The organism is Amycolatopsis sp. NPDC031561 (genome assembly GCF_055580625.1).
The window spans coordinates 400,563-422,794 of record NZ_JBVILA010000001.1; the positions used below are offsets into that span (position 1 = coordinate 400,563).

The 22,232-nt window shown below is 69.2% G+C and carries 25 protein-coding genes and 1 pseudogene; 14 read left to right on the plus strand and 12 right to left on the minus strand.

Features of this window, described 5'->3' with window-relative positions; genetic code table 11:
- The gene (gene moaC / locus ACZ5IK_RS01910) at positions 1-471 is read left to right on the plus strand and encodes a cyclic pyranopterin monophosphate synthase MoaC (RefSeq protein WP_184896309.1); all 471 of its coding nucleotides are present in this window, start codon (positions 1-3) and stop codon (positions 469-471) included.
- Positions 468-1,384, plus strand: a pseudogene (locus tag ACZ5IK_RS01915) (molybdenum cofactor biosynthesis protein MoaE). Before moaC ends, ACZ5IK_RS01915 begins: the two are co-directional and overlap by 4 nt.
- A gap of 222 nt (positions 1,385-1,606) precedes the next feature.
- On the opposite strand, the gene ACZ5IK_RS01920 reads toward ACZ5IK_RS01915, so the two are convergent.
- From ACZ5IK_RS01920 to moaA, 4 genes are all read right to left on the minus strand, one after another.
- Complete coding sequence (locus ACZ5IK_RS01920; RefSeq protein WP_465486139.1) at positions 1,607-2,248, minus strand: transglycosylase family protein; 642 nt, start codon at positions 2,246-2,248, stop codon at positions 1,607-1,609.
- A 455-nt stretch (positions 2,249-2,703) separates the two neighbouring features.
- Positions 2,704-3,594, minus strand: coding sequence for a phosphatidylinositol-specific phospholipase C/glycerophosphodiester phosphodiesterase family protein (locus ACZ5IK_RS01925; RefSeq protein ID WP_465486140.1), 891 nt, complete (start codon positions 3,592-3,594; stop codon positions 2,704-2,706).
- 90 nt (positions 3,595-3,684) lie between these two features.
- Positions 3,685-3,939 carry a MoaD/ThiS family protein gene (locus ACZ5IK_RS01930; protein WP_101610892.1) on the minus strand — a complete coding sequence of 85 codons (255 nt, stop codon included), beginning with the start codon at positions 3,937-3,939 and terminating at the stop codon, positions 3,685-3,687.
- A 1-nt stretch (position 3,940) separates the two neighbouring features.
- Positions 3,941-5,005: a GTP 3',8-cyclase MoaA gene (gene moaA / locus ACZ5IK_RS01935; protein WP_101610891.1), complete on the minus strand. Its 1,065-nt coding sequence runs from the start codon at positions 5,003-5,005 to the stop codon at positions 3,941-3,943.
- Positions 5,006-5,105: 100 nt separating this feature from the next.
- On the opposite strand from moaA, the gene ACZ5IK_RS01940 reads away from it, so the two are divergent.
- The 7 genes from ACZ5IK_RS01940 (at position 5,106) to ACZ5IK_RS01970 (ending at position 10,366) form a co-directional block, all read left to right on the plus strand.
- A complete protein-coding gene (locus ACZ5IK_RS01940) occupies positions 5,106-5,579 on the plus strand; it encodes a MarR family winged helix-turn-helix transcriptional regulator (RefSeq protein WP_465486141.1) in 474 nt (157 codons plus the stop codon).
- Between the two features lie 33 nt (positions 5,580-5,612).
- Entirely contained in the window at positions 5,613-6,017 is a 405-nt protein-coding gene (locus ACZ5IK_RS01945) for a TOBE domain-containing protein (protein ID WP_101610889.1), read from the plus strand.
- Positions 6,014-6,793, plus strand: coding sequence for a molybdate ABC transporter substrate-binding protein (gene modA, locus ACZ5IK_RS01950; RefSeq protein ID WP_465486142.1), 780 nt, complete (start codon positions 6,014-6,016; stop codon positions 6,791-6,793). Before ACZ5IK_RS01945 ends, modA begins: the two co-directional genes overlap by 4 nt.
- An 85-nt stretch (positions 6,794-6,878) precedes the next feature.
- Positions 6,879-7,646, plus strand: coding sequence for an ABC transporter permease (locus ACZ5IK_RS01955; protein ID WP_465486143.1), 768 nt, complete (start codon positions 6,879-6,881; stop codon positions 7,644-7,646).
- Positions 7,643-8,707 (plus strand): sulfate/molybdate ABC transporter ATP-binding protein, encoded by a 1,065-nt coding sequence (locus ACZ5IK_RS01960; RefSeq protein ID WP_465486144.1) that lies wholly within the window; start codon positions 7,643-7,645, stop codon positions 8,705-8,707. Before ACZ5IK_RS01955 ends, ACZ5IK_RS01960 begins: the two co-directional genes overlap by 4 nt.
- 10 nt (positions 8,708-8,717) lie before the next feature.
- A complete protein-coding gene (locus ACZ5IK_RS01965) occupies positions 8,718-9,512 on the plus strand; it encodes an HAD-IIA family hydrolase (protein ID WP_037318851.1) in 795 nt (264 codons plus the stop codon).
- 38 nt (positions 9,513-9,550) lie between these two features.
- Positions 9,551-10,366, plus strand: a complete 816-nt coding sequence (locus ACZ5IK_RS01970) for a metallophosphoesterase family protein (RefSeq protein ID WP_101610885.1) — start codon at positions 9,551-9,553, stop codon at positions 10,364-10,366.
- A gap of 96 nt (positions 10,367-10,462) precedes the next feature.
- Here the strand turns inward: ACZ5IK_RS01970 and ACZ5IK_RS01975 are convergent, their stop codons facing one another.
- Positions 10,463-10,837, minus strand: a complete 375-nt coding sequence (locus ACZ5IK_RS01975; protein WP_240599453.1) for a YccF domain-containing protein — start codon at positions 10,835-10,837, stop codon at positions 10,463-10,465.
- Entirely contained in the window at positions 10,837-11,598 is a 762-nt protein-coding gene (locus tag ACZ5IK_RS01980; protein ID WP_465486682.1) for a PhzF family phenazine biosynthesis protein, read from the minus strand. Before ACZ5IK_RS01980 ends, ACZ5IK_RS01975 begins: the two co-directional genes overlap by 1 nt.
- A gap of 139 nt (positions 11,599-11,737) precedes the next feature.
- Here ACZ5IK_RS01980 and ACZ5IK_RS01985 point away from each other — a divergent pair, with 139 nt between their 5' ends.
- From ACZ5IK_RS01985 to ACZ5IK_RS01995, 3 genes are all read left to right on the plus strand, one after another.
- A complete protein-coding gene (locus ACZ5IK_RS01985) occupies positions 11,738-13,396 on the plus strand; it encodes an AMP-binding protein (protein WP_465486145.1) in 1,659 nt (552 codons plus the stop codon).
- A 102-nt stretch (positions 13,397-13,498) separates the two neighbouring features.
- Positions 13,499-14,650 (plus strand): hypothetical protein, encoded by a 1,152-nt coding sequence (locus ACZ5IK_RS01990; RefSeq protein WP_465486146.1) that lies wholly within the window; start codon positions 13,499-13,501, stop codon positions 14,648-14,650.
- A gap of 2 nt (positions 14,651-14,652) precedes the next feature.
- Complete coding sequence (locus ACZ5IK_RS01995; RefSeq protein ID WP_465486147.1) at positions 14,653-15,786, plus strand: hypothetical protein; 1,134 nt, start codon at positions 14,653-14,655, stop codon at positions 15,784-15,786.
- Positions 15,787-15,872: 86 nt separating this feature from the next.
- Here the strand turns inward: ACZ5IK_RS01995 and ACZ5IK_RS02000 are convergent, their stop codons facing one another.
- Together ACZ5IK_RS02000 and ACZ5IK_RS02005 are read right to left on the minus strand one after the other, a co-directional pair.
- The gene (locus ACZ5IK_RS02000; protein ID WP_465486148.1) at positions 15,873-16,844 is read right to left on the minus strand and encodes a R2-like ligand-binding oxidase; all 972 of its coding nucleotides are present in this window, start codon (positions 16,842-16,844) and stop codon (positions 15,873-15,875) included.
- Positions 16,841-17,452 carry a TetR/AcrR family transcriptional regulator gene (locus ACZ5IK_RS02005; RefSeq protein WP_465486149.1) on the minus strand — a complete coding sequence of 204 codons (612 nt, stop codon included), beginning with the start codon at positions 17,450-17,452 and terminating at the stop codon, positions 16,841-16,843. The genes ACZ5IK_RS02000 and ACZ5IK_RS02005 overlap by 4 nt, the downstream gene beginning before the upstream one ends.
- Before the next feature lie 95 nt (positions 17,453-17,547).
- Here ACZ5IK_RS02005 and ACZ5IK_RS02010 point away from each other — a divergent pair, with 95 nt between their 5' ends.
- The gene (locus ACZ5IK_RS02010; protein ID WP_465486150.1) at positions 17,548-18,201 is read left to right on the plus strand and encodes an HAD family hydrolase; all 654 of its coding nucleotides are present in this window, start codon (positions 17,548-17,550) and stop codon (positions 18,199-18,201) included.
- On the opposite strand, the gene ACZ5IK_RS02015 is transcribed toward ACZ5IK_RS02010, so the two are convergent.
- Positions 18,137-18,382: a hypothetical protein gene (locus ACZ5IK_RS02015; protein ID WP_465463906.1), complete on the minus strand. Its 246-nt coding sequence runs from the start codon at positions 18,380-18,382 to the stop codon at positions 18,137-18,139. The two genes, ACZ5IK_RS02010 and ACZ5IK_RS02015, sit on opposite strands and share 65 nt — an antisense overlap.
- Before the next feature lie 132 nt (positions 18,383-18,514).
- Between ACZ5IK_RS02015 and ACZ5IK_RS02020 the strand changes: the two genes are divergently transcribed.
- Complete coding sequence (locus ACZ5IK_RS02020; protein ID WP_101610878.1) at positions 18,515-18,901, plus strand: cold-shock protein; 387 nt, start codon at positions 18,515-18,517, stop codon at positions 18,899-18,901.
- An 84-nt stretch (positions 18,902-18,985) separates the two neighbouring features.
- Here the strand turns inward: ACZ5IK_RS02020 and ACZ5IK_RS02025 are convergent, their stop codons facing one another.
- From ACZ5IK_RS02025 to ACZ5IK_RS02035, 3 genes are read right to left on the minus strand one after another with little or no spacing between them, the layout of a single operon-like run.
- Positions 18,986-19,450 (minus strand): DUF2771 family protein, encoded by a 465-nt coding sequence (locus ACZ5IK_RS02025; RefSeq protein ID WP_465486683.1) that lies wholly within the window; start codon positions 19,448-19,450, stop codon positions 18,986-18,988.
- 28 nt (positions 19,451-19,478) lie between these two features.
- Positions 19,479-21,416, minus strand: a complete 1,938-nt coding sequence (locus ACZ5IK_RS02030) for an MFS transporter (RefSeq protein WP_465486151.1) — start codon at positions 21,414-21,416, stop codon at positions 19,479-19,481.
- A gap of 51 nt (positions 21,417-21,467) precedes the next feature.
- The gene (locus tag ACZ5IK_RS02035) at positions 21,468-22,232 is read right to left on the minus strand and encodes a glutaminyl-peptide cyclotransferase (RefSeq protein WP_465486152.1); all 765 of its coding nucleotides are present in this window, start codon (positions 22,230-22,232) and stop codon (positions 21,468-21,470) included.

The window sequence follows — 22,232 nt, forward strand, 5'->3', positions numbered from 1 at the left end:
GTGAGTGAACTCAGCCACGTCGACCATACGGGCGCCGCCCGTATGGTCGACGTTTCCGGCAAGACGCCCTCCGCCCGGATCGCGCTGGCGGGCGGCACCGTGCACACCACGGCCGAGGTCCTCGGCCTGCTGGCGACGGACGGGCTCCCCAAGGGCGACGCCCTCGCGACCGCCCGGATCGCGGGCATCATGGGCGCGAAGAAGGTGCCCGAGCTGATCCCGCTCTGCCACCAGATCGCGCTGTCCGGGGTGAAGGTCGAGTTCGTCCTCGACGAGACCGCCGTGCACATCACCGCGACCGCGAAGACGAACGACCGGACCGGTGTCGAGATGGAGGCGCTGACCGCCGTCGCCGTCGCCGGGCTGACCCTGCACGACATGATCAAGGCCGTCGATCCCGCGGCGACCCTCGACGACGTCCGCCTGATCCGCAAGGACGGCGGCAAGACCGGCACCTGGGAGCGACCGTGAGCCGGGTCGCGAGGGTGATCGTGGCGTCGAACCGCGCCGCGAAGGGTGTCTACGAGGACACGACCGGTCCGGTCATCACGGCGTGGTTCGCCTCGCGCGGCTGGGACGTGCTCGAAGCCGTGGTGGTCCAGGACGGGGAACCCGTCGGAGAGGCCCTGCGTGAGGCCGTCGCGGCCGGGGTCCAGGTGATCGTGACGACCGGTGGCACCGGCATCTCGCCGACCGACCGCACCCCCGACGTCACCCGGGCCGTCCTCGACTACGAACTCCCCGGCGTCGCGGACGCGATCCGGGCCGCCGGGCTGCCCAAGGTCCCCACGGCCGTGCTCTCGCGCGGGGTCGCGGGCGTGGCCGGGCGGACCCTGGTGGTGAACCTGCCGGGCTCGCGCGGCGGCGTGAAGGACGGCCTGGGCGTACTCGACGGGATCCTCGACCACGCCGTCGACCAGCTTGCGGGCGGCGACCATCCACGGGAGGCACAGCAGTGAGCGTTCGGGTCGCACGGATCGCGGTGGTCGACGAGCCGCTCTCGGTCGAGGAACACGCCCGGCTGGTGGACGACGCGGCCGCGGGTGCCGTCGTCACCTTCGGCGGGGTCGTGCGGGACCACGACGGCGGCCGGTCGGTGGACCGGCTCGCCTACGAGGGGCACCCCAGTGCCTCCGAGGTGCTCGCGGAGGTCGTCGCGGATCTCTCGGGGAAGTGGACCGGGGTGCGTGCCGTCGCCGTCAGCCACCGGCTGGGCGCGCTGGCCATCGGGGACGTCGCGCTGGCGTGCGCCGTGGCGGCCGAGCACCGGGGTCAGGCCTTCGCCGCCTGCTCGGAGCTGGTCGACGAGGTCAAGGCGCGGCTGCCGGTGTGGAAGCACCAGCACTTCACCGATGGCAGCGACGAGTGGGTCAACTCGCCGTAGCGCGTGCGCCGACGTCCGCCAGTGTGTCATGAAAGGGGCTTTCAGGACGTTTTTCGTCCTGAAAGCCCCTTTCATGACATCTGGAGGGGGCTGCGGCCGGTGACCCACCCCGGACACGACAGAGCCCCACCGCCGGGGGAATGGCGCGGTGGGGCTCTGTCAGTCGCGACGTGGCCACGCGGGGAATCCCGCGGGCATCACGACTTACAGGTGCTCAAGAGCTCACTTGGTGGCGAGCTTCTGGCCGACGACGATGAAGTCGGCGTTCGGCACGAATTCCTTGTTCAGGTCCTGCAGCTTCTGGAAGCCGCCCTGGACGTTGAACTTGGAAGCGATCTTGGACAGCGTGTCGCCGGCCACGACGGTGTAGTCGCCGGCCGGGTTCGAGCCCGCGACGCCGGTGACGGCGGGGGCCGGAGCCGGAGCCTGCTGCTTGGTGACCGGAGCGGTCGACTTCTTCGGGGTCACCTTCTTGGTGGCCTTCGGGGCGGTCGACTTCGCCTTGGCGGGGCTGGCGGAGCCGCCCTTCTTGCCACAGACCGGCCACGCGCCGATGCCCTGGCCCTGGAGGACCCGCTCGGCGACGGCGATCTGCTGCTCGCGCGAAGCGTTGTGCGCGCTGCCGGTGCCGCCGTAGGCACGCCAGGTGCTCTGCGAGAACTGGAGACCACCGGAGTAGCTGTTGCCGGTGTTGGCGCTCCAGTTGCCGCTGCTCTCGCACTGGGCGATGGCGTCCCAGTTGGTCGCCGACGCGGGGGTCGCGGCGATGGCGAGGGGGGCGCCGACCGCGACGCCGGCGATGGCGACACGGGCGATGTGGCGGGTGGCGGCGGACATCTTGCGGTGCTTGCCTCGGTACGACATGTGAGTAAATCTCGCTCCCTGCGCCTACGAGCCTGTGCTGAGGGAAAGACCCGGGGGTCTGGCCGGCCGTCTCAGGCCGGCTGACTTCGCCTGACGCACGCCGCGTCGGCTCGGTCCCCTCGTCCCTGTCCGGAAATGCTTTCGCTCGGGGTTGGGTCCGGGAATCCGTTGGACAGGGCTCGGCGCTACGGGTTCCCGGTGTTGCGTGGTCGGTCGGGGCCAACCGAAAAGCGACGGTACGTAACGAACGGGCTGATCGGAAATTATTCGAGCTGTGACCTACATCACAGTAACAGCACGCAACCTATAACGATTCGACTGTTTATGCAGGTCAGCTGGCCGTTATCGGACCGTTTCCTGGCCGAGATAATTCACGGATCGTGAGGCTTGCATCACGTGGATTAAGGGATGACTGGCCCATTCGTGCGCCTTCGCGCGCTAGTGGGCCGCGCACTTTAGCGAGACCTCAAGAAGTTCGCCAGCCCACGCAGGTCATCCGTATTCAGGTGGTCGACCCCGGCGGTGACCAGCTCATTCCACAGAGCGTCACGATCGGCTCCGGCGATGTCCGGCGTCGCCCAGAAACGCACCCGCTGCCCCGCCGCGTGAGCCCGGCGGACCAGCTCGTGCAGTTTCGCGCGCTCGGCGGCGGGGAAAGCGCCCGCGCCCGTCCAGGTGAACAGCCCGGTCCAGGAATCCGAGACCAGCGGGGTCACCCGGCGATCCGAGCCGATGCCGAGGTCGCTCTCATCCTTGATCCGGCCGTCGTAGAAGGCGAGCCGGAACTTCTGCCCGAGCATCACGTCCTTGGGCCGTCCGCCGGAGATCACCGCGGTGACCGCCCTCTTCTGGACGTGCCCGAACGCGTACAGAGAGAAGAGGAAGGAGTAGCGAGGGTCGTACAGCCGCTTCTCCAGCGCCGCGTAGGTGCTGTTCGCGTCCCCCTTGACGTCGATCAGCAGCTGGAACTCCGCTGATGCCTTCTCGGCGGGAAAGCGTGCCTCGAAGGGTGCGCGCTGCCGGTAGACGCCGACGCCGTGGTTGGCCAGGACGCGCTTGCGCAGCGGCTCCAGATAGAGCGACTCCAGGGTGCGGTCCGGGCGGGTGTCCGCCAGGTCGTGCGCGACCAGCAGTTGCCCGTCCACCAGGTAGATGTCGGCCTCGACGCTGGTGAAGCCCTGATCGAGCGCGTCGTGCAGCGGGCGCGTGTGCTCGTAGTCGTTGTGGCTGTGCGCCTGCGGCAGTGGCCGGACGCCGCGTTCGTGAGCGGAGGCCGGGGCGGTCGCCAGGCTCGTGGCGGCGACCGCGGCCAGCAGCGCGGCGAGGATGCGGCGGGGAGTGATCACTTGCGCATCCTCCGGGGCTTCAGCGTCCGGCCGGTGAATTCGAAACGGCGAGCAAGGGACCTTTGCTCCCACTTTCGCCGTTGGCGCAGGTCAGCCGCCCGCGAACGGGGGCAAGACGTCCAGTTCGGCGGCGTCGGCCAGTGGCTTGGTGAGATCCCGCACGGCGACGCCGTCCAGCAGGAACGAGACCGCGTCGAGCAGCTTCGCCAGCTTCTCCGGGTGGAGTTCGCGCAGGTGGGCGACGGCGTCGGCGACGCGGGCGCCGTCCGGCAGCGACACCTTCTCTTCGTCGAAGCCGACGGCCGCGCGGGCCGAGGCGAAGTACCGCACCACGATGGTCACCATGTCAGCCGCCGATCGCGCTCATCGGCCGGATCGGCTGCGCGAAGCCGGCCTCGTTGATCTCGTGCCCGGCGAGCTTGCCCCACATGGTCGCCCGCCAGACGTCCGCCACCTCTTCTTCGCGCGCGCCCGCGCGCACGAGGGCTCGGAGGTCGGTTTCGTCGTTGCTGAACAGGCACGAGCGCACCGCGCCGTCGGCGGTCAGCCTCGTCCGCTCACAGGCGCCGCAGAACGGCCTCGTCACCGACGCGATCACGCCGACGTCGCCCGGCCCGCCGTCGACCAGCCAGCGTTCGGCGGGTGCCCCGCCTCGGGCGGCAGGGAACGGCGAGAGCGAGAACTCCTCGCCGAGCATGCCGAGGATCTGCTCGGCGGTGATCATGTCGCGCCGGTTCCAGCCGTGCTGCGCGTCCAGCGGCATCTGCTCGATGAACCGCAGGTGGTAGCCCTCGGCGAGGCAGAACCGCAGCAACGGCACCGCCTGATCCTCGTTCAGCCCGCGCATCAGCACCGCGTTGACCTTCACCGGGGACAGCCCGGCCTCGCGCGCGGCCGCCATGCCGGCGAGCACGTGCGACAGCCTGTCGCGCCGCGTGATCGTCTCGAACAGCGCGCGGTCGACCGTGTCCAGCGAGACGTTGATCCGGTCGAGGCCGGCGTCGGCGAGCGACTTCGCGCGCTTCGCGAGCCCGATCCCGTTGGTGGTCATGGAAAGCCTCGGCCGCGGTTCGAGGGCCGCGATCCGCTCGACGATCTTCTCGAGACCTTGGCGCAGCAGCGGTTCGCCACCGGTGAGCCGGATGTCGGTGACGCCGAGCCGTTCGACGGCGATCCGCAGCAGGAGCACGAGTTCGTCGTCGGTCAGCACGTCCGCGCTCGGCATCCATTCCAGGCCCTCGGCGGGCATGCAATAGGTACAGCGCAGATTGCACTTGTCGGTGAGTGACACCCGCAGGTCGGTCGCCACCCGGCCGAAGGTGTCGATCAGGGCGGGATTGTCCGGCCTGGGCGCGGTGGGGCGTCCGCGTGTACCGGGGACACGGGGAAACCCGAGATCGACTGCTGTCATTGTCACCAGACTAACCCCGAAGTGAGCGAAAACCGACTGTCTAGAATGCATTTCGTACCGCACCGGCCCGAGGCCTGGTTTTCTTCCGAAGGGTTTCCGGATGGCGAAATACCCGCTCTCGGCGGAGGAATTGGCGCGCTTCGCCCATCTCGGCAGGGAAGGCGGCACGCTGACCGTCCTGCGGCACGCCAGGATCGCCGAGCGGATGGGCCTGTCGGCCACCGACCACAAGGTGCTCGAACTCGTCGGTCAGGCGCGGGGACCGTTGACAGCGGGCAGGATCGCCGAAATAACCGGGTTGTCGACGGGCGCTGTGACCGGAGTCATGGACAGGCTCGAGAAGGCGGGTCTCACCCGCCGCGTCCGCGACACCGCCGACCGCCGGAAAGTCCTGATAGAGGTCGTTCCGGGCGCCATGGAGCGCCACGCGCCGCTCTTCGAATCCGCGTACACGAACATGAAGACGCTCCTCGAGGAGTTCTCTCCCGAGGAACGGAAAGTGCTGGAGCGTTTCCAGAGCGCGTTGCTCGATGGCCTCCGCGACGAACTGCCCGGCAATTCCTCCCGTCCGTAGCTTTTCCGCATCTGCGGAAGTAATCTCTCTGGCATGCCGCAATTCCGGTTGTCTGAGGCCGCTCGTCTGCTCGGCGTCAGCGACGACACCGTCCGCCGCTGGGTGCGCGCGGGCCAGTTGACCGCGTTCGACGACTCGGCGGGCCGCAAGGTCGTCGACGGCGCCGAACTCGCCGCGTTCGCCAAGGCGCAGGCCGAACAGCCCGAGGATCCGTCGAATGTCGGCCGTTCCGCGCGCAACCGGTTCGTCGGCCTGGTCACCGAGGTCATCACGGACAAGGTGATGGCGCAGGTCGAACTGCAATGTGGCCCGCATCGCGTGGTCTCCCTGATGAGCGCCGAAGCCGTCCGCGAGCTCGGGCTGAGGCCGGGAGTGCTCGCCGTCGCCGTCGTCAAGGCCACCACCGTCGTGGTCGAAACCCCGGAAGGAAGCCGATGAGGAGACTCGGCCTAGCCCTGTATGTGCCAGCCCTGCTCGCGCTGGCACTGGCCGCGACTGCGTGCGGGTCTTCGGAGCAGCCCGTCACCGCGAAGGCCGAGGCGAGGACGTTGACCGTGTTCGCGGCGGCGTCGCTGACCGAGTCGTTCGGGGCGCTGGGCAAGAAGTTCGAAGCGCAGAACTCCGGGGTGACCGTGAAGTTCAGCTTCGAGGGCTCCTCCGCGCTGGTCCAGAAGCTGGCCCAAGGCGCGAAGGCGGACGTCTTCGCCTCCGCGGACCAGGCCAATATGGACAAGGCCACCAAGGGCGAGGTGATCGACGGGCAGCCGTCGGTGTTCGCCACCAACCGGCTCGCCATCGCCGTCGGCAAGGGCGACCCCAAGGGCATCAAGGGGCTGGCCGATCTCGCCAAGGACGGGCTGACCGTGGTCGTCTGCGCGCCGCAGGTGCCGTGCGGGGCGGCGGCGAAGAAGGTCCAGCAGTCGTCCGGGGTCACGCTCAAGCCGGCCAGTGAGGAGCAGGACGTCAAGTCCGTGCTCGCGAAGGTGCAGTCGGGCGACGCCGACGCGGGACTCGTGTACGTCACCGACGCGACCTCGGCGGCCACGAAGGTGGACAAAGTGGACTTTCCCGAGGCGGCGGGCGCGATCAACAACTATCCGATCGGGGTCGTCAAAGGGGCGTCCGACACGTCCCTCGCGAAGCAGTTCACTGAGTTCGTCCTGAGCCCCGAAGGCAGGCAGGAACTGGCGAAGGTCGGTTTTGGCGCGCCCTGACCCCGCAAGTAGTCCTCTAGTTGCGGTAGATGCACGCGCAAAGAACGCAACTAGAGGACGAAACGCGGGGGCCGGGGTCCCGTGGGTGCTCTGGCCGCCCGCCGTCTGCGCGCTGGCGCTGGTGGTGCTGCCGGTCGTCGGCCTGCTGGTGCGCTCGGACCTGAGCCGCTTCCCGAGCCTCATCGCCTCGTCGTCCTCGCTGAATGCGCTCAAGCTCTCGCTGATCACCGCCGGACTGTCCACTGTGGCCTGTGTGCTGTTCGGCGTCCCGCTCGCCGTGGTGCTCGCGCGCTCCAGGGCGCGCGGCATCCGTGTGCTGCGCGCGGTGGTGCTGCTGCCGCTCGTCCTGCCGCCGGTGGTCGGCGGCCTGGCGCTGCTCTACCTGCTGGGCCGCAAGGGGTTCCTCGGCATCCTGGTGACCACCCTGACCGGCGAGCAGGTGCCGTTCACCACGGCCGCGGTGGTCATCGCGCAGACCTTCGTCGCGATGCCGTTCCTGGTGGTCAGCCTCGAAGGCGCGCTGCGTGGTGCCGGTGACCGGTACGAACGGGTCGCTTCGACGCTGGGCGCCAAACCGTGGACGGTGTTCCGCCGCGTCACGTTGCCGCTGCTGCTGCCCGCGCTCGGTTCGGGGATCGTGCTGAGCTTCGCGCGGGCACTCGGCGAGTTCGGCGCCACGATCACCTTCGCGGGCAGCCTCGAAGGCGTGACCCGGACCTTGCCGCTGGAGGTCTACACCCAGGCCGAGGTCGACGTCGACAGCGCCGTGGCGCTCGCGTTGCTGCTCATCCTGGTCGCCGTCGCGGTGATCGCGCTCGCCCGGCCGCGCGCGCTGGAAGGAGTCCGCTCGTGACCCTTTCGGCCGGGATCGTCCTCCGGCGCGGCGAATTCACCCTGGATGTCGAGTTCGAGGTTCCCGACGGCGGCGTGCTCGCGTTGCTCGGCCCGAACGGGTCGGGGAAGTCCAGTGTGCTCGGCTGCCTCGCCGGTCTGCTCCGGCCCGACCGGGCACGGATCACTCTGGACGGACGCGGCCTCGGCGATCTCCCGCCGCACGCGCGCGGCATCGGCCTGCTCTCCCAGGACGCCCTGCTCTTCCCGCATCTGTCCGCTTTGGACAACGTCGCCTTCGCGCCGCGCTCGACCGGCGCCGGGCGTACCGAGGCGAAGCGCCAAGCGAGGGAGTGGCTGACCGAAGTGGACGCGCTCGAACTGGCCGGACGGCGGCCCGCGCAGCTCTCCGGCGGCCAGGCGCAACGGGTCGCGATCGCGCGGGCACTGGCGGCCGAACCGGGACTTCTGCTGCTGGACGAGCCCTTCGCCGCTCTCGACGTCGACGCCGCACCCGCCATCCGCGGTCTGCTTCGGCGCGTGCTGCGGTCCGGGCCACCGACCGTGCTGGTCACTCACGACCCGCTCGACGCGCTGGCACTGGCCGATCACGTCGCCGTCCTCGACGGCGGCCGGATCGTCGAACGCGGCGAGACCCGGAAGGTCCTCTCCGCGCCGCGCACCGCGTTCACCGCGCGGATCGCCGGGCTGAACCTGGTGCCCGGCATCGCCGCCGGGGGAGGTTTGCGCACGTCAGGCGGGCAGTTGGCCGGGATCCCGGCGGACGACGTCATCGATGGCGAAGCGGCCGTGGCCGTCTTCGCACCCAGCGCCGTCGCCGTGTACCCGCGGGACGGCGAGCACCGGGGCAGCCCGCGCAACACCGTCGAGGGAGTCGTCGACGCGCTCGAACCACACGGACCGGTGATCCGGGTCCGCACTCGCGGGGACGACTGGGCGGCCGGTCTCGCCGCCGATCTGACCCCCGCCGCGGTCGCCGAACTGGCGCTCGAACCCGGGACACCGGTCAACCTTTCGGTCAAGGCGGCGTCCGTGGCTGTTCACGCCGTCGCGGATCATTAAGGTGGTGCCCATGAACGAGCGCCGTTGGACGTACCTCAGCGACATGGATGGCGTGCTGGTCAAGGAGGAGCACCTCGTGCCCGGCGCGGACGAGTTCCTCAAGGAACTGCGCGCCAACGACATCGGCTTCCTGGTGCTGACCAACAACTCGATCTACACCCCGCGTGACCTGCGGGCGAGGCTCGAGCGGACCGGTCTCGACATCCCCGAGGAGGCCATCTGGACCTCCGCGCTGGCGACCGCGAAGTTCCTCGCGTCGCAGCGGCCGAACGGCTCGGCGTTCGTGATCGGCGAAGCCGGGCTCACCACGGCGCTGCACGAGGTCGGCTACGTGCTGACCGAACGCGACCCGGACTACGTCGTCCTCGGTGAGACGCGCACGTACAGCTTCAGCGCGATAACCCGCGCGATCAGGCTGATCGAGGGCGGCGCGAAGTTCATCGCCACCAACCCCGACGCGACCGGCCCCAGCGTGGAGGGCTCCATGCCCGCCACCGGCTCGGTCGCCGCGCTGATCGAAAAGGCGACCGGCCGCTCGCCGTACTACGTCGGCAAGCCGAACCCGCTGATGATGCGCTCGGCGCTGCGGCGCCTCGGCGCGCATTCGGAGTCGACGCTGATGATCGGCGACCGGATGGACACCGACGTCCACTCGGGAATCGAGGCCGGATTGCAGACGATCCTGGTGCTGACCGGCATTTCCAGCAGGGAGAGCGCCGAGCACTATCCGTACCGGCCGACCATGATCATCGACTCGATCGCGGATCTGGTCGGGCGCACCGGCGACCCGTTCGGCGAAGGCTGAACGAGGCAATGGCGGACGGAGGGATTATCGTCACAGAGATGCACGACGATCAGCCTCCGTCCCCGACCTATGTGGTCGGTGACGTGCACGGACACCGGGACGAGCTGGCCGGGGCGCTCCGCGAAAAGGGGCTGCTCGACGCCGACGACGACTGGGCCGGCGGTGAAGCGACCCTCTGGTTCCTCGGCGACTTCGTCGACCGGGGGCCCGACGGCGTCGGCGTCATCGACCTGGTGATGCGGCTGGAGCGCCAGGCCGCCAAGGCTGGCGGCCACTGCGGGACGCTGCTGGGCAACCACGAGATCCTGCTGCTCGGGATGTACCACTTCGGCGACACGGAGGTGCCGTCCGACTTCGGGCCGCGCAGCTTCGCCCGCAGCTGGGAGATCAACGGCGGGCTGCTCGCCGACCAGGACCGGCTCACGCCGCAGCACATCGAATGGCTGACCTCGCGCCCGATGCTGACGCTGGCAGCCGACCACCTGCTGATGCACTCGGACACCCTCGAGTACCTCGACTGGGGTGCCGACATCGACGGGATCAACGCGCGCGGCCGCGAGATCCTCGAAGGCAGCGACATCCAGGCCTGGTGGGACGTGTGGCGGCGGATGACCACGCGCTACGCCTTCCGCGGCCCGGAAGGCGCCGACGTCGCGCAACAGCTGATGGACCGGCTCGGCGGCGAGCGGATCGTGCACGGGCACAGCGTCATCGCCGACCAGCTCGGCATCCACCCGGCGCAGATCGAGGGGCCTTATCTCTACGCCGGCGGGAAGGCGCTGGGGATCGACGGCGGGCTGTTCGTCGGCGGGCCCTGCCTGATCATCCCGCTGCCGTGGGAGCCCGAGGACTGAGCTTTACCGGACGTCTAGCGTTCGCAAGTGTCATGAAAGGGGCTTTCAGGACGAAATATGTCCTGAAAGCCCCTTTCATGACATCCGGGAGCCGCACTACGGGAGTTCCACGATCTCCTTGCCGAGCGGCATCAGCGAAACCGGGATCATCTTGAAGTTCGCCACGCCCAGCGGGATCCCGATGATCGTGATGCACAGCGCGACCCCGGTCAGCACGTGCCCGATCGCGAGCCACAGCCCGGCGAAGAGGAACCAGATGACGTTGCCGATCGTCGACGCCGCCCCGGCGTCGCGCCGGTCGACGACCGTGCGGCCGAACGGCCACAGCGCGTAGGCCGCGATCCGGAACGACGCCAGCCCGAACGGGATGGTGACGATCAGGATGCAGCAGATGATGCCGGCGACGACGTAACCGAGTGCCATCCACAGGCCGCACAGCACGAGCCAGATGACGTTCAGGATCAGGCGCATCAGACGTGCAACTCCCCACTGGCCACGGTGACCGCCTGCCCTGAAAGCAGGACGCGGTCACCTTCGAGACTCATCCGGACGATGCCGCCGCGAGCCGAGGCCTGCTCGCCGACGAGTTTGTCCCTGCCGAGGCGCGCGGCCCAGTACGGCGCGAGGACACAGTGCGCGGAGCCGGTGACCGGGTCCTCGTCGATGCCGACGCCCGGCGCGAAGAACCGGGTGACGAAGTCGACCCCGTCGACGTCGCCCGGGGCGGTGACCATCAGCCGTCCGGTCCAGTGCGCGCGCAGCGCGGCCAGGTCCGGTTCCAGCGAACGGACCACCGAAGCCTTGTCCACCACCGCGAACAGGTTCTGGTGACTGCGCCCGACGTACTCGACGGAGACGCCCGGCAGGATCGAAGACAGGTCGTCGTCGGACTCGCGGGGCGGATCCGACGGGAAGTCCATCGACACCCAGCCGTCTTCGGCGCGGCAGCGCAGCTCGCCGCTTCTCGTCGTGAAGGTCTGTTCGCCGCCGAGGACGTGCGTGGTCGCCAGCGTCGCGTGCCCGCACAGGTCGACCTCGGTCTCCGGCGTGAACCAGCGAAGCGACTTCGGACCTTCGCCTCTGACCTCGACGAAGGCCGTCTCGGCGTGCTTCAACTCGGCCGCGACGGACTGCATCCAGCCCGCGTCGCCCGGCGAGTCCAGCAGCACGACTCCGGCGGAGTTACCGGCGAAGGCCTCGGAGGTGAAGGCGTCGACGATGTAGAGGCGCATGTCCTCGACGATATCGGGCATCCGGGAACCCGGCCTCCAGGTTTCCCCCGAGGTGTCGCGGGTCTCCACTTGCAGGTGGCCCAGGTCACCGGTGCTTTCTAGACTCGACGCGTCGATGCCGCCGAACGCAGGAGTCTCCATGCCCGACGCCCCCGCATTACCGAGCTACGCATCGGGAATCTCGGCCACTCCGTTGCTGGGGGACACCATCGGCGACAACTTCGATCGCACCGTCGCCGCCTTCGGTGACCGGGACGCGCTGGTCGACCGCGCGGCCGGGAAACGCTGGACGTACACCGAACTCGCCGCCGACGTGGACGCGCTCGCGCTCGGCCTGCTGGATCTCGGCATCGCGAAGGGCGACCGTGTCGGCATCTGGTCGCCGAACCGCGCGGAGTGGACGCTCACCCAGTACGCGACCGCGAAGCTCGGCGCGATCCTGGTCAACATCAACCCGGCGTACCGCTCGCACGAACTCGAGTACGTGCTGAACCAGGCCGGGATCAAGCTCATCGTGGCCGCGAACTCGTTCAAGACCTCCGACTACGCGGGCATGATCGCCGAGGCGGGGCCGAAATGCCCGGCGCTGGAACACGTCGTGCTGCTCGACAGCCCGGCGTGGCCGTCACTGCTGGAGATCGGCGGCAAGGCCGATCGCACGCTCCTGGCCGAACGTCAGAGGGCGCTCTCCGCGGACGACCCGATCAACATCCAGTACACCTCCGGCACCACGGGTTTCCCCAAGGGCGCCACGCTCAGCCACCACAACATCCTCAACAACGGCTACTTCGTCGGCGAACTCTGCAACTACACCGAAGCCGACAAGGTGTGCATCCCCGTGCCCTTCTACCACTGTTTCGGCATGGTGATGGGCAATCTCGCGGCGACGACCCACGGGGCCTGCATGGTCATCCCGGCGCCCGCGTTCGAGCCGAAGGCCACCCTCGAAGCCGTCGCGGCCGAGAAATGCACGTCCCTGTACGGGGTTCCGACGATGTTCATCGCCGAACTGGCCGACCCGGACTTCGATTCCCACGACCTTTCCTCGCTGCGCACCGGGATCATGGCGGGTTCGCCGTGCCCGGTCGAGGTGATGAAGCAGGTCATCGACCGGATGGGCATGGCGGAGGTGTCGATCTGCTACGGCATGACCGAGACGTCGCCGGTGTCCACGCAGACCCGCGCGGACGATTCGGTGGAGCGGCGGGTGTCGACCGTCGGCCGCGTCGGTCCGCATCTGGAGGTCAAGGTCGTCGATCCGGAAACGGGGTTGACCGTGCCGCGGGGCGAGCCGGGCGAACTCTGCACGCGCGGCTACTCGGTGATGCTCGGTTACTGGGAGCAGGCCGACAAGACCGCCGAGGCGATCGACGCGGCCCGGTGGATGCACACCGGCGACCTCGCGATCATGGACGCCGACGGGTACGTCAACATCACCGGCCGGATCAAGGACATGGTCATCCGCGGCGGCGAAAACCTGTACCCGCGCGAGATCGAGGAGTTCCTCTACACCCACCCGGACGTCCTCGACGCGCAGGTCATCGGCGTCCCCGACGCGAAGTACGGCGAGGAGCTGATGGCGTGGGTGCGGATGCGCGAGGACGCGACGCCGCTGACCGCCGAAGCGATGCGGGAGTTCTGCGAAGGGAAACTGGCGCGCTACAAGATCCCGAGGTACGTCCACGTCGTCGAGGAGTTCCCGATGACGGTGACCGGGAAGGTGCGCAAGGTCGAGATGCGCGAGGAGTCGATCAGCATCCTCGGCCTGGAAGCGGCGGCCGTCACGAAGCACGCCTGAAAAGTTGACACTTAGGGGCAACCTGTCACATTCCTGATGCGTGTCCCCTGTGCGGCGGAAAGCTTCGCAAGGCGCGGGGTGTGGGGGCCGCGTAGGGGAACCATGTCCATTGAACGGAGTACGAGACTTCTCGCCCTGGCCGGGTCGCTGGCGGCAGTGCCGTTGATGCTGCCAGGGTTGGCGGCCGCGGATCCCGCGATCGCCCCGGTCGACCTCGGCACGCTGCCGGGCGACCTGTTCAGCGAAGTCAACGCGATCAACGACCACGGGGTCATGGTCGGTTCGTCGACCCCGCTCGAACCGCAGATCAAGCACCACGCGACGAGGTGGGACGCGCAGGGCCGGATCACCGCGCTGGCCGGCCTCGGCGGCGAACAGAGCGAGGCCAACGACGTCGACGATCACGGGGTCGCCGTCGGCTGGGCGCACAAGGGCACGTCGTGGAACCAGACGGCCGTGAAGTGGGCGCCGGACGGGGCGGTCACCGCGCTGCCTTCCTTGCCGGGCGGGGACTACGCCTACGCGAACGCGATCAGCGGCACCGACGTCGTCGTCGGTACCGGGAACGGCGCGGACGGGAAGGCCCACGCTCTGCGCTGGAACGCGGACGGGACGGTCGTGGCGCTCGGCGACCTGGACGGGGACTACGGAAGCGCGCTGTGGATCTCCCGGGACGGCCGGACCATCGGCGGGACGGCGACCGACGCGGCCGGCCGGAACCACGCCGTGCGCTGGAATTCCGAAGGTGTGATCACCGATCTCTCGCCGGGGATCGCCGACAGCACGCCGGAAGACATGAACGACAGCGGCGTCATCGTCGGAAGTGCTCGTCTCGGCGGGGACCCGAAGCCCGTGCGCTGGGAGCAGGACGGGCGGATGACCTGGCTGGAGTACCCGGAGAACGGGCCGGCCTGGGCGAGCGCGGTCAACGACGCCGGTGTCGCCGCGGGCGGCGGTTATCAGGTCTTCGGCACGACGAACCCGGCCCGGTGGGACCTCGCCGGCGCTCGGACGACGCTGTCGACCGAGCGCGGACTGGGGAAAGACATCGACAGTGCCGGAACCGTCGTCGGCCTGGAGAACGAGATCGCGGCCAAGTGGGACGCCTCGGGAACGCGCACGGTCCTCGGCGCGCTGCCGGGCGGCACCTACAGCAACGCCACCCACATCGCCGCGAACGGCGTGATCGCCGGGATCTCGTACAACGAAGAAGGCCGTTGGCATGCCGTCTACTGGCCCAAGGCACAGGGGTGAACATGTTCGTGCAAAAGGGTAAACGTCTACTCGTCATGGCCGCGGTCGCCGTGGCTCTTCCGTTCTCCCTCCCCGCGGTGGCGACCGCGGCGACGGGGCCGATCGAACTCGGCATCGTGCCCGGTGCCAACGAGACCTCGGTGACGGCGATCGGTGACCGGGGACAGCTCGTCGGGGAGGCCTGCTGGAACTCGCCGCATTCGCACTCGTGCATCGCGGTGAAATGGGACAAGGCGGGCCGGGTCTCCCAGCTGGAGCCCTTGCCCGGCGGGTTCGCGGAGGCGAAAGCGGTCAACGCGACCGGGGTGATCGTCGGCGCGTCGAATCTGCGGGCCGTGCGCTGGTCCCTGGACGGTTCGATCGCCGAACTGTCCGCGCCGCCGGGCGGCTCGACCTCGGAAGCGACCGGGATCAGCTCGACCGGCGTCATCGTCGGTTCGGGTAAAGCCGGCGACGATCGCCAACGCGCCCTGCGCTGGGACTCGTCCGGAAACGTCACGGTGCTCGCCGCCCCGCCGTTGGAAGGGGCCTACTACGCGAGCGCCATCACCCGTGACGGGAAGTTCATCGCCGGGCGGCTCTACGGGGCGGACGGCAGCACCCGGGTGCTGCGCTGGGACGCCACCGGCGCGGTCACCATGCTCGGCCCGGCGGCCGTGCAGAGCTGGTTCAACGATCTGAACGCCTCCGGTGAGATCGTCGGCGACACCGTGATCAACGACCGGCACACGGCGGTGAAGTGGACCGCCGACGGCACCATGAGCCAACTCGGCGGACCGGACTCCTACGGCACGAGTGTGCTGGCGCTCAACGGTTCCGGGGTCTCGGTCGGCAGGGGGTACGTCGACACCCCGGCCGGTTCCCACGAGGTCGCGGTGCGATGGGCCGCCGACGGGACGATGACCCGGCTGTCCGATCTCGACGGTCAGGCCGAGGACATCGACGGGCAGGGCCGGATCGTCGGCCGTGCGGTGAACGCCGCGCTGTGGGACGCGAACGGCGTGAAGACCGACCTCGGGACGTTGCCGGGCGGCGGTTTCAGCCGGGCGCAGCTGATCGGTCTCGACGGGACGATCGCGGGCGGCGCGGTCGCCGCGGGCGGTGGCTGGCACGCCGTCTACTGGCCCGCGAGGTAGGAGCTGAAGGACGCTTTCCCCGCATGCGATGCGGGGAAAGCGCCCTTCGCCGCGTGAGACGCGGGCAAAGTCCCCTTCAGCTCTCGCTAAGCCGCGGTGGTGGCGGCGGCCGCGGCGATCGCCTTCGCGTCTTCTTCGCCGAAGGTCTCTTCGAGGTTCTCCGGCGAGTAGTCCAGATCGATCTGCTCCACCGGCATCCCGCGCGCGGACTCGATCGCGCCGAGGCGCCGCTGCGCCCGGTCCGCCGCGTACTGGATGATCTCCTCCGGATCGTTGTCGAACGGGACCTCGTCGAACTGGTCCTGCACCCACTGGATCATGTTGAGCGCGTGGGGAAGCAGCTCGCCCATCCGCTGCTGTACCGCGTCCCACAGCGAGTCGTCCGCGGCGACGTGACGGCGGCAGGTGAAGGTGCCCCAGGCCATGTGGCGGCGTTCGTCGTCGCCGATGCGGCGCACCAGTTCCTGCATCCCCGGCAGGATGTCGTGCTGCGTGCAGATCAACTGCCACGAGTAGTACCCGGTCAGCGCGAGGCTGCCTTCGATGACGTGGTTGTAGGTGACACTCGCGCGGATCTGGTTGAGCGGACTGGGATCCTCCTCCAGCGCGCGCAGTGACCGTGGCAGCTCTTCGTAGAAAAGCTTGCGATAGTGCGGATTTTCCGCGACGTAGGGATGCAGGTCCTCGGTCAGCCCGACGGCGTCCATCCAGCGGCGGAAGACCTCGGTGTGCTTGGCCTCTTCGAAACAGAACTGCGTCAGGTACATCTCGTCGCCGAAGCGGCCTGTCGCGGACATCGCCCGCATGAACGGCTGGATGTCTTCGGTGACCGCCTCTTCCCCCGCGATGAACTGCGCCACCAGGTAGGTCGCCGATCGCTTCTGATCCGCGTTGAGCGTGTCCCAGCCTTCGCGCTCACGCGAGAAGTCGATGTCGGCGGGGTTCCAGAACTTCTTGTTTCCCTTGGCGAACAGCCGCAGCGGGAACGAGTCCCAGTTCAGCCCGCCCTTGCGCAACGAGGAAAAACCGGTCCGCAGCTCGGAAAGCGTATCGGTCACAATGTCTCCTTCGAAACGGTGGTCAGCGCCCGTATCGCGGGCGCCAGCACGGCGACGACGGAGGCCGCCGCCTCGTCGGCCGAATGGGTCGGCATGACGAGATGGGACAGGGAAAGCCGCACGACGGTCTCCGCCAGCAGCGCGGCGGAACGAGCCGAAAGGGCCGGTTCGAACTCGCTGTACTGCTCGGCCGCGACCTCGGTGGCCGCGGTCAGGATCGGCTCGCCCTTGGTGGTGAGCAGGGGAAGCAGGTCCTCGCCGGCCTCGGTGCCCAGCGTGGAGGCGACGAGCCGGTTCTCCCGGGCGTGCTCGATCGTGTAGACGACAGCCTCGCGGATCCCGTCGAGGAGGTTCTGCGCGTGCTGGACGCGCAGCCGGATGCCCTCCAGGAACTCCGAGGTCGTCCGGAGCACGACGGCTTGGGCGAGCGCGGCCTTGTTGCCGAACTCGTTGTAGACGGTCTGCCTGCTCACCCCGGCGTGCGCGGCGACGTCCGCCATCCGCAACGCCGTGAAACCGCGCTCGGCGAGCAGCTCGGTGGCGGCGTCGAGCAGTGCCTCCCGCAGAGAGGCCTTGGTCCGATCGGAGAAGCTCGTGATCTCGCCCACACTCCCAGCTTGACACAGATCGAGTCCATGTCAACGGCGTTGACGATTTCCCAGCCGGTGTAAATCAGTGGGTGGTGGCAGCTACCGTGGCGGACGTGGGCATCACCGTGGGGTTCGACCTCGACATGACACTGATCGATCCGCGGCCGGGCATGGTCGCGGTGATGAACGCTCTCGGCGTGGAGTCCGGCCTGCCGCTGGACGGCGAGTTCTTCGCGGCCAACCTCGGCCCGCCCCTCGACGACAGCCTGCGCGGCTTCGGGGCGCCGGAGGAGCGCATCCCGGAGCTGGTGACACGGTTCCGGGCGATGTACCCGGAGACCGTCGTCCCGGTGACGATCGCGCTGCCAGGGGCGGCTGAGGCGCTGCACGCGGTCCGTGAGGCCGGTGGGCGCACCGTCGTCGTCACCGGCAAATACGCGCCCAACGCGAAACTCCACCTGGACGCCCTCGGCTTCGAGGTCGACGTCCTGGTCGGGGAGCTGTGGTCGACGGAGAAGGCCGCCGCGCTCACCGAGCACGGCGCCAGTGTCTACGTCGGGGACCACGTCGGCGACGTCCGCGGCGCGCTGGCGGCGGGCGCGGTACCCGTCGGGGTCACGACGGGCCCGTGCACCAAGGCCGAACTGCTCGCGGAAGGGGCCGACGTGGTGTTCGACTCGCTGACCGAGTTCGCCGGCTGGTTCAGCTCTTTCGGCGAGCCTCGCGAACCAGCGCGATCAGACCGAGGGCCAGCCCCAGCGGAGTGACCACGCCCGCCGCGGCGGACAGCCACACCGGCAGGTTCTCCAGTCCGGCGGCGAACAGGATGAACACGGCTGTGACGGCGATCATGCCGATCGCGAACAGGCCGATGCCCACGCGCATGAGGATCGGTTTGCCGGGCTTTTCGGGGACGGCCACAGCGGCCTCCTTTACTGCGGTCTCCATGACGCAGAGGGTATCCGCCGGTATCCGCTTCTCCACAGGGCATGTGTCGAGATACGCTTATGGGACGCGCGCCCTGGGTACGCCCCCGGGCGCGTTCGTCGTGAGCAGGACAGCGAAGGACTGGTGAGGAAAGTGCCGACCGGCAAGGTCAAGTGGTACGACGCGGAGAAGGGTTTCGGTTTCGTCACCCAGGATGGGGGCGCCGACGTCTACATCCGTAAAGCCGCGCTGCCGCAGGGCGTCGAAGGGCTCAAGGCGGGCCAGCGCCTCGAGTTCGGTGTCGCCGACGGCCGCCGCGGCCCGCAAGCGCTCTCCGTCCGGCTGCTGGACCCGCCGCCCTCGGTCGCCGAGGCGCGCCGTCGTCCCGCCGAGGAGCTGCACGGGCTCATCGAGGACATGATCAAGCTGCTCGAGCTCAAGGCGCAGCCGGACCTGCGGCGTAACCGCTACCCCGACCGCAAGAACACCAAGCAGATCGCCGAGATCATGCGCGCCGTCGCCCGGGACCTCGATCCCTGATCCGGCGCGTTCTCAAGTGCTATGAAAGTCCCCTTCATTGCAAATTTTGCAATGAAGGGGACTTTCATAGCGCGCGCGAGGGGCTCAAACCGCCGGTGATTCGACCTGCAGCGACCAGATCGCCGTCGTGACCGCCTCGGCGTCCTCCGGACGCCCGGTCTGGCTGATCACCGAAGCCTGCGCGACCTCGACGACGAGGATCTGGTCGTCGGGCCGGGGCGTCGTCACGGTGTAGGCGAACCGGTCGAGCGACGTGATGATGTCCTGCTTCAGCTCCTGCGGCTCGCCCTGGGCGTTCACGTACTGCACCGTGACCTTCCACGGCGTTTCCGCGATCTGGCTCGGCACCGAGATCTGCACCGGCTTCCCCGGCCGGACGCGCAGCTTGCCCGCGGCGTCGGGCCGGGTGGTGCACTGGGCGCTCTTGACGTCGCAGGACGCCAGCGGGGCGACGTTCACCGTCTTCCCGTCGGCGAAGAAGGTCACCTCTTCGGGGCCGGGGGCCGAGCAACCGGCCACCACGAAACCACCCGCCGCGAGCAGGGCCAAAATACGAAGTCGCCGCATACGGTGAAGATTACGAGCTAGGCCGCCACCGGGAGTCACCGGCCTCCGACGGGATGGGCGATTCGCTGGTCGGGTCCGGGCGCAGCGGGCGATCGCCGCCGAGGCCGGGGATCAGCGACGTGCCGCGCCGGACCATGAACGTCTGCGTGAACCCGACGGCCAGCAGGATCGACAGCACCAGGAACCCGATCCAGTACGTCGGCGGCAGCAGCAGGCCGACGGCACCGCCGAAGCACCAGCACATCTGCAGCACGGTTTCCGACCGGCCGAACGCCGAAGCGCGGGACTCTTCCGGGAGGTCTTCCTGGATGACGGCGTCGAGGCTGATCTTCGCCAGCGCGCTCGCCGTCGCGCCGACGAGCGCGACGATGGCCGCCGTCGCCAGCCCGGCCGCCACGGTGGCGATGACCGACATGCCCAGGCACGCCCCGACGCAGGCCAGGATCACCTGATCCGGTTTGCCGAAGTGCAGCCGCGAGCCCAGCGCGTTCCCGAGGAACCCGCCGGCACCGGCCGCGGCGCCGATGATGCCGAGCAGTAACAGCTGGTTGAACGGGCTCTGCCCGCTGCCCTCGGTCTGAGCCTTCACCGCGAACGCGGAGAACATCATCAGGAACCCGGTCAGCACCCGGACGGAACCGTTGCCCCACAAAGAGACTACGATCTGCCGCCCCATCGGCTGCCGCTGCTTCTTGACCCGCCGCTCCGGATGCGCCGACAGCGAAGCGGGCACCTCACCCTCGGTCTTCTCGACCCACGACGGGATCCGCATCGACTGCACGGCGGCCGCGACGCAGATCAGCACGGTGAACCACAACGCGCCCGCGGAACCCCAGATCGCGTTGACACCGCTCGCCAGCGCGCCGAACGCACCGGCGGCGACCAGGCCGAACACGGTGAGCCGGGCGTTCGTCTTCGACAGGGTGATCTCGGGTGGCAGCACCCGGGGCGTCACCGCCGCCTTGAGCACGGTGAACGACTTCGACAGCACCATCATGCCCAGCGCCGCCGGGTACAGGAGCCAGTCGTCGAAGTGCAGCGCCATCACGACGGCCATCAACGCCTGACCGGCCGAGGACACGCACATCGCGAGCCTGCGGCCGCGCTGGATCTTGTCGAGTGCCGGGCCGATCACCGGCGCGACCAGCGCGAACGGGGCGATCGTGATGAGCAGGTAGAGCGCGACCTTGCCCTTGCTCTCCCCGCTGGTGGCGGCGAAGAAGAGGGTGTTGGCCAGCGCGATCGCCATCGCGGCGTCGCTGGCGTAGTTCAGCATCACCGCGTACGTCAGCGAAGTCAGGCCCGATTTGTCGGCGCCGTCCGCTTTCGTCGCGCGCTGGAAGGCGCCGACGGCCTGCCCGGTGAGCTGGCGGCTGCGCATCGCCGCGACCCGGGTGACCGTGATCTTCTTCGGCATCTTCGGCAGGGAGCCCGCGCGCGGCGGGACCGCGGTCGTCGGGTTCTCGTGCGGATGCTCCGGTGCTTCACGCGGTTCGCCCGCGTAGCCGCCCGTGTCGTAGTGCTCGTATTCGCCGCTGCCCGGCGCGTGATCGTCGTAGAACCCGCCGGGACGACGCCGGACGGGTTCGGTCTGCCGCTGCGAAGGATCCGGGTACGGCCGCGCGCCGCGAGGAGGTGTTTGCGGTGGTGGCGGCGGTGTCCGGGGCGGAGGCGGCGGTGGCTGGTGGTGTCCCATCGGGATCGCGCCGGTGCGCGCCTCGTCGGCGGTCGGCCCGGCCGGATGCGGCTGGTACTGGGGCTGGGGACGGGCCGGGCGCGGCGGGACCGGCTGCTGGTCGACCCTGGTCGGCGGCGGCGCGGACCAGCTGCGCGCCTGGGTGGCGCCGGGCTCCGGCGTCCACTTCCGCTTGCTCTTGCGGCCGCGCTCCTTGCCCGACCGGCCGGAACGCGTGCCGTCGGGTCCAGAGTTCGAGCCGAAGATTCCCACCAGTCAATCCTGCCTTACGCGAGACCCGCCGCGCGCGTTCACCACTGCTTTCTAGGCGGCGGGGACGAACTTCACCCTGAACATCTTGGGCCAGAGCTTGCCGGTGATCAGGAATTCGTCCGTTCCCGGCACCGCCGCGATGCCGTTGAGGACGTCGGCGGAGCCCCTCTCACCCGCGTCGAGCAGCCCCGACGCGTCGATCTCGCCGGTCACCCGCCCCGACGAGGCGTCGATCCGCAGGATCCGCTCGGTCTGCCAGACGTTCGCGTACACCGAGTCCCCGACGCACTCCAGTTCGTTCAGCTGGTCGCGTCCGACGTCGATGCTGCCTGTCGGCGCGAAGGAAGCGGGGTCGCGGAAGGTCAGCTTCGACGAGCCGTCGCTCATCACCAGCCGCCCGTCCTGGTGGCACAGGCCCCAGCCTTCGCCGGTGTAGTTCACGCGCCTGAGCTCGGCCAGGGTCTTGGCGTCGCGTTCGATCGCGACGCCGTCCTGCCAGGTGATCTGCCACGCCGTCGGCCCGAGCACGGTGATGCCCTCGCCGAACAAGCCGGGCAGTTCCTGCCGGACCGACGGCGCCGCGCCCGCCGGTCCCGCCCGCATCGACGACTTCCCGACCAGGCCGGTCCCCTCGTACAGCGTCTCGCCGGAGAACTCGAGCCCCTGGGTGAAGGCGGCCGGGTCGTGGGGCAGGGACGAGAGCACCCGCACCTTGAGTTTCTCGGGCGCGGGCGACGCGGCGTCGCTCACCGGCGCGGCGGCACAGCCACCGAGGACGGCGGCCAGCAGGAGCGAGGTGGTCATCAGCGTGCGCAC

Bases quoted from the DNA above. Each gene is read 5' to 3' on its own strand.
- ACZ5IK_RS01945 (WP_101610889.1), top strand. From the start codon at position 5,613: ATGCCGCAATTCCGGTTGTCTGAGGCCGCTCGTCTGCTCGGCGTCAGC.
- ACZ5IK_RS01940 (WP_465486141.1), top strand. From the start codon at position 5,106: ATGGCGAAATACCCGCTCTCGGCGGAGGAATTGGCGCGCTTCGCCCAT.
- ACZ5IK_RS01980 (WP_465486682.1), bottom strand. From the start codon at position 11,598: ATGCGCCTCTACATCGTCGACGCCTTCACCTCCGAGGCCTTCGCCGGT.
- ACZ5IK_RS01995 (WP_465486147.1), top strand. From the start codon at position 14,653: ATGTTCGTGCAAAAGGGTAAACGTCTACTCGTCATGGCCGCGGTCGCC.
- ACZ5IK_RS01990 (WP_465486146.1), top strand. From the start codon at position 13,499: ATGTCCATTGAACGGAGTACGAGACTTCTCGCCCTGGCCGGGTCGCTG.
- ACZ5IK_RS01930 (WP_101610892.1), bottom strand. From the start codon at position 3,939: ATGGTGACCATCGTGGTGCGGTACTTCGCCTCGGCCCGCGCGGCCGTC.
- ACZ5IK_RS02015 (WP_465463906.1), bottom strand. From the start codon at position 18,382: ATGGAGACCGCAGTAAAGGAGGCCGCTGTGGCCGTCCCCGAAAAGCCC.
- ACZ5IK_RS01965 (WP_037318851.1), top strand. From the start codon at position 8,718: ATGAACGAGCGCCGTTGGACGTACCTCAGCGACATGGATGGCGTGCTG.
- ACZ5IK_RS01975 (WP_240599453.1), bottom strand. From the start codon at position 10,837: ATGCGCCTGATCCTGAACGTCATCTGGCTCGTGCTGTGCGGCCTGTGG.
- ACZ5IK_RS01985 (WP_465486145.1), top strand. From the start codon at position 11,738: ATGCCCGACGCCCCCGCATTACCGAGCTACGCATCGGGAATCTCGGCC.
- ACZ5IK_RS01970 (WP_101610885.1), top strand. From the start codon at position 9,551: ATGCACGACGATCAGCCTCCGTCCCCGACCTATGTGGTCGGTGACGTG.
- ACZ5IK_RS01920 (WP_465486139.1), bottom strand. From the start codon at position 2,248: ATGTCGTACCGAGGCAAGCACCGCAAGATGTCCGCCGCCACCCGCCAC.
- moaA (WP_101610891.1), bottom strand. From the start codon at position 5,005: ATGACAGCAGTCGATCTCGGGTTTCCCCGTGTCCCCGGTACACGCGGA.
- modA (WP_465486142.1), top strand. From the start codon at position 6,014: ATGAGGAGACTCGGCCTAGCCCTGTATGTGCCAGCCCTGCTCGCGCTG.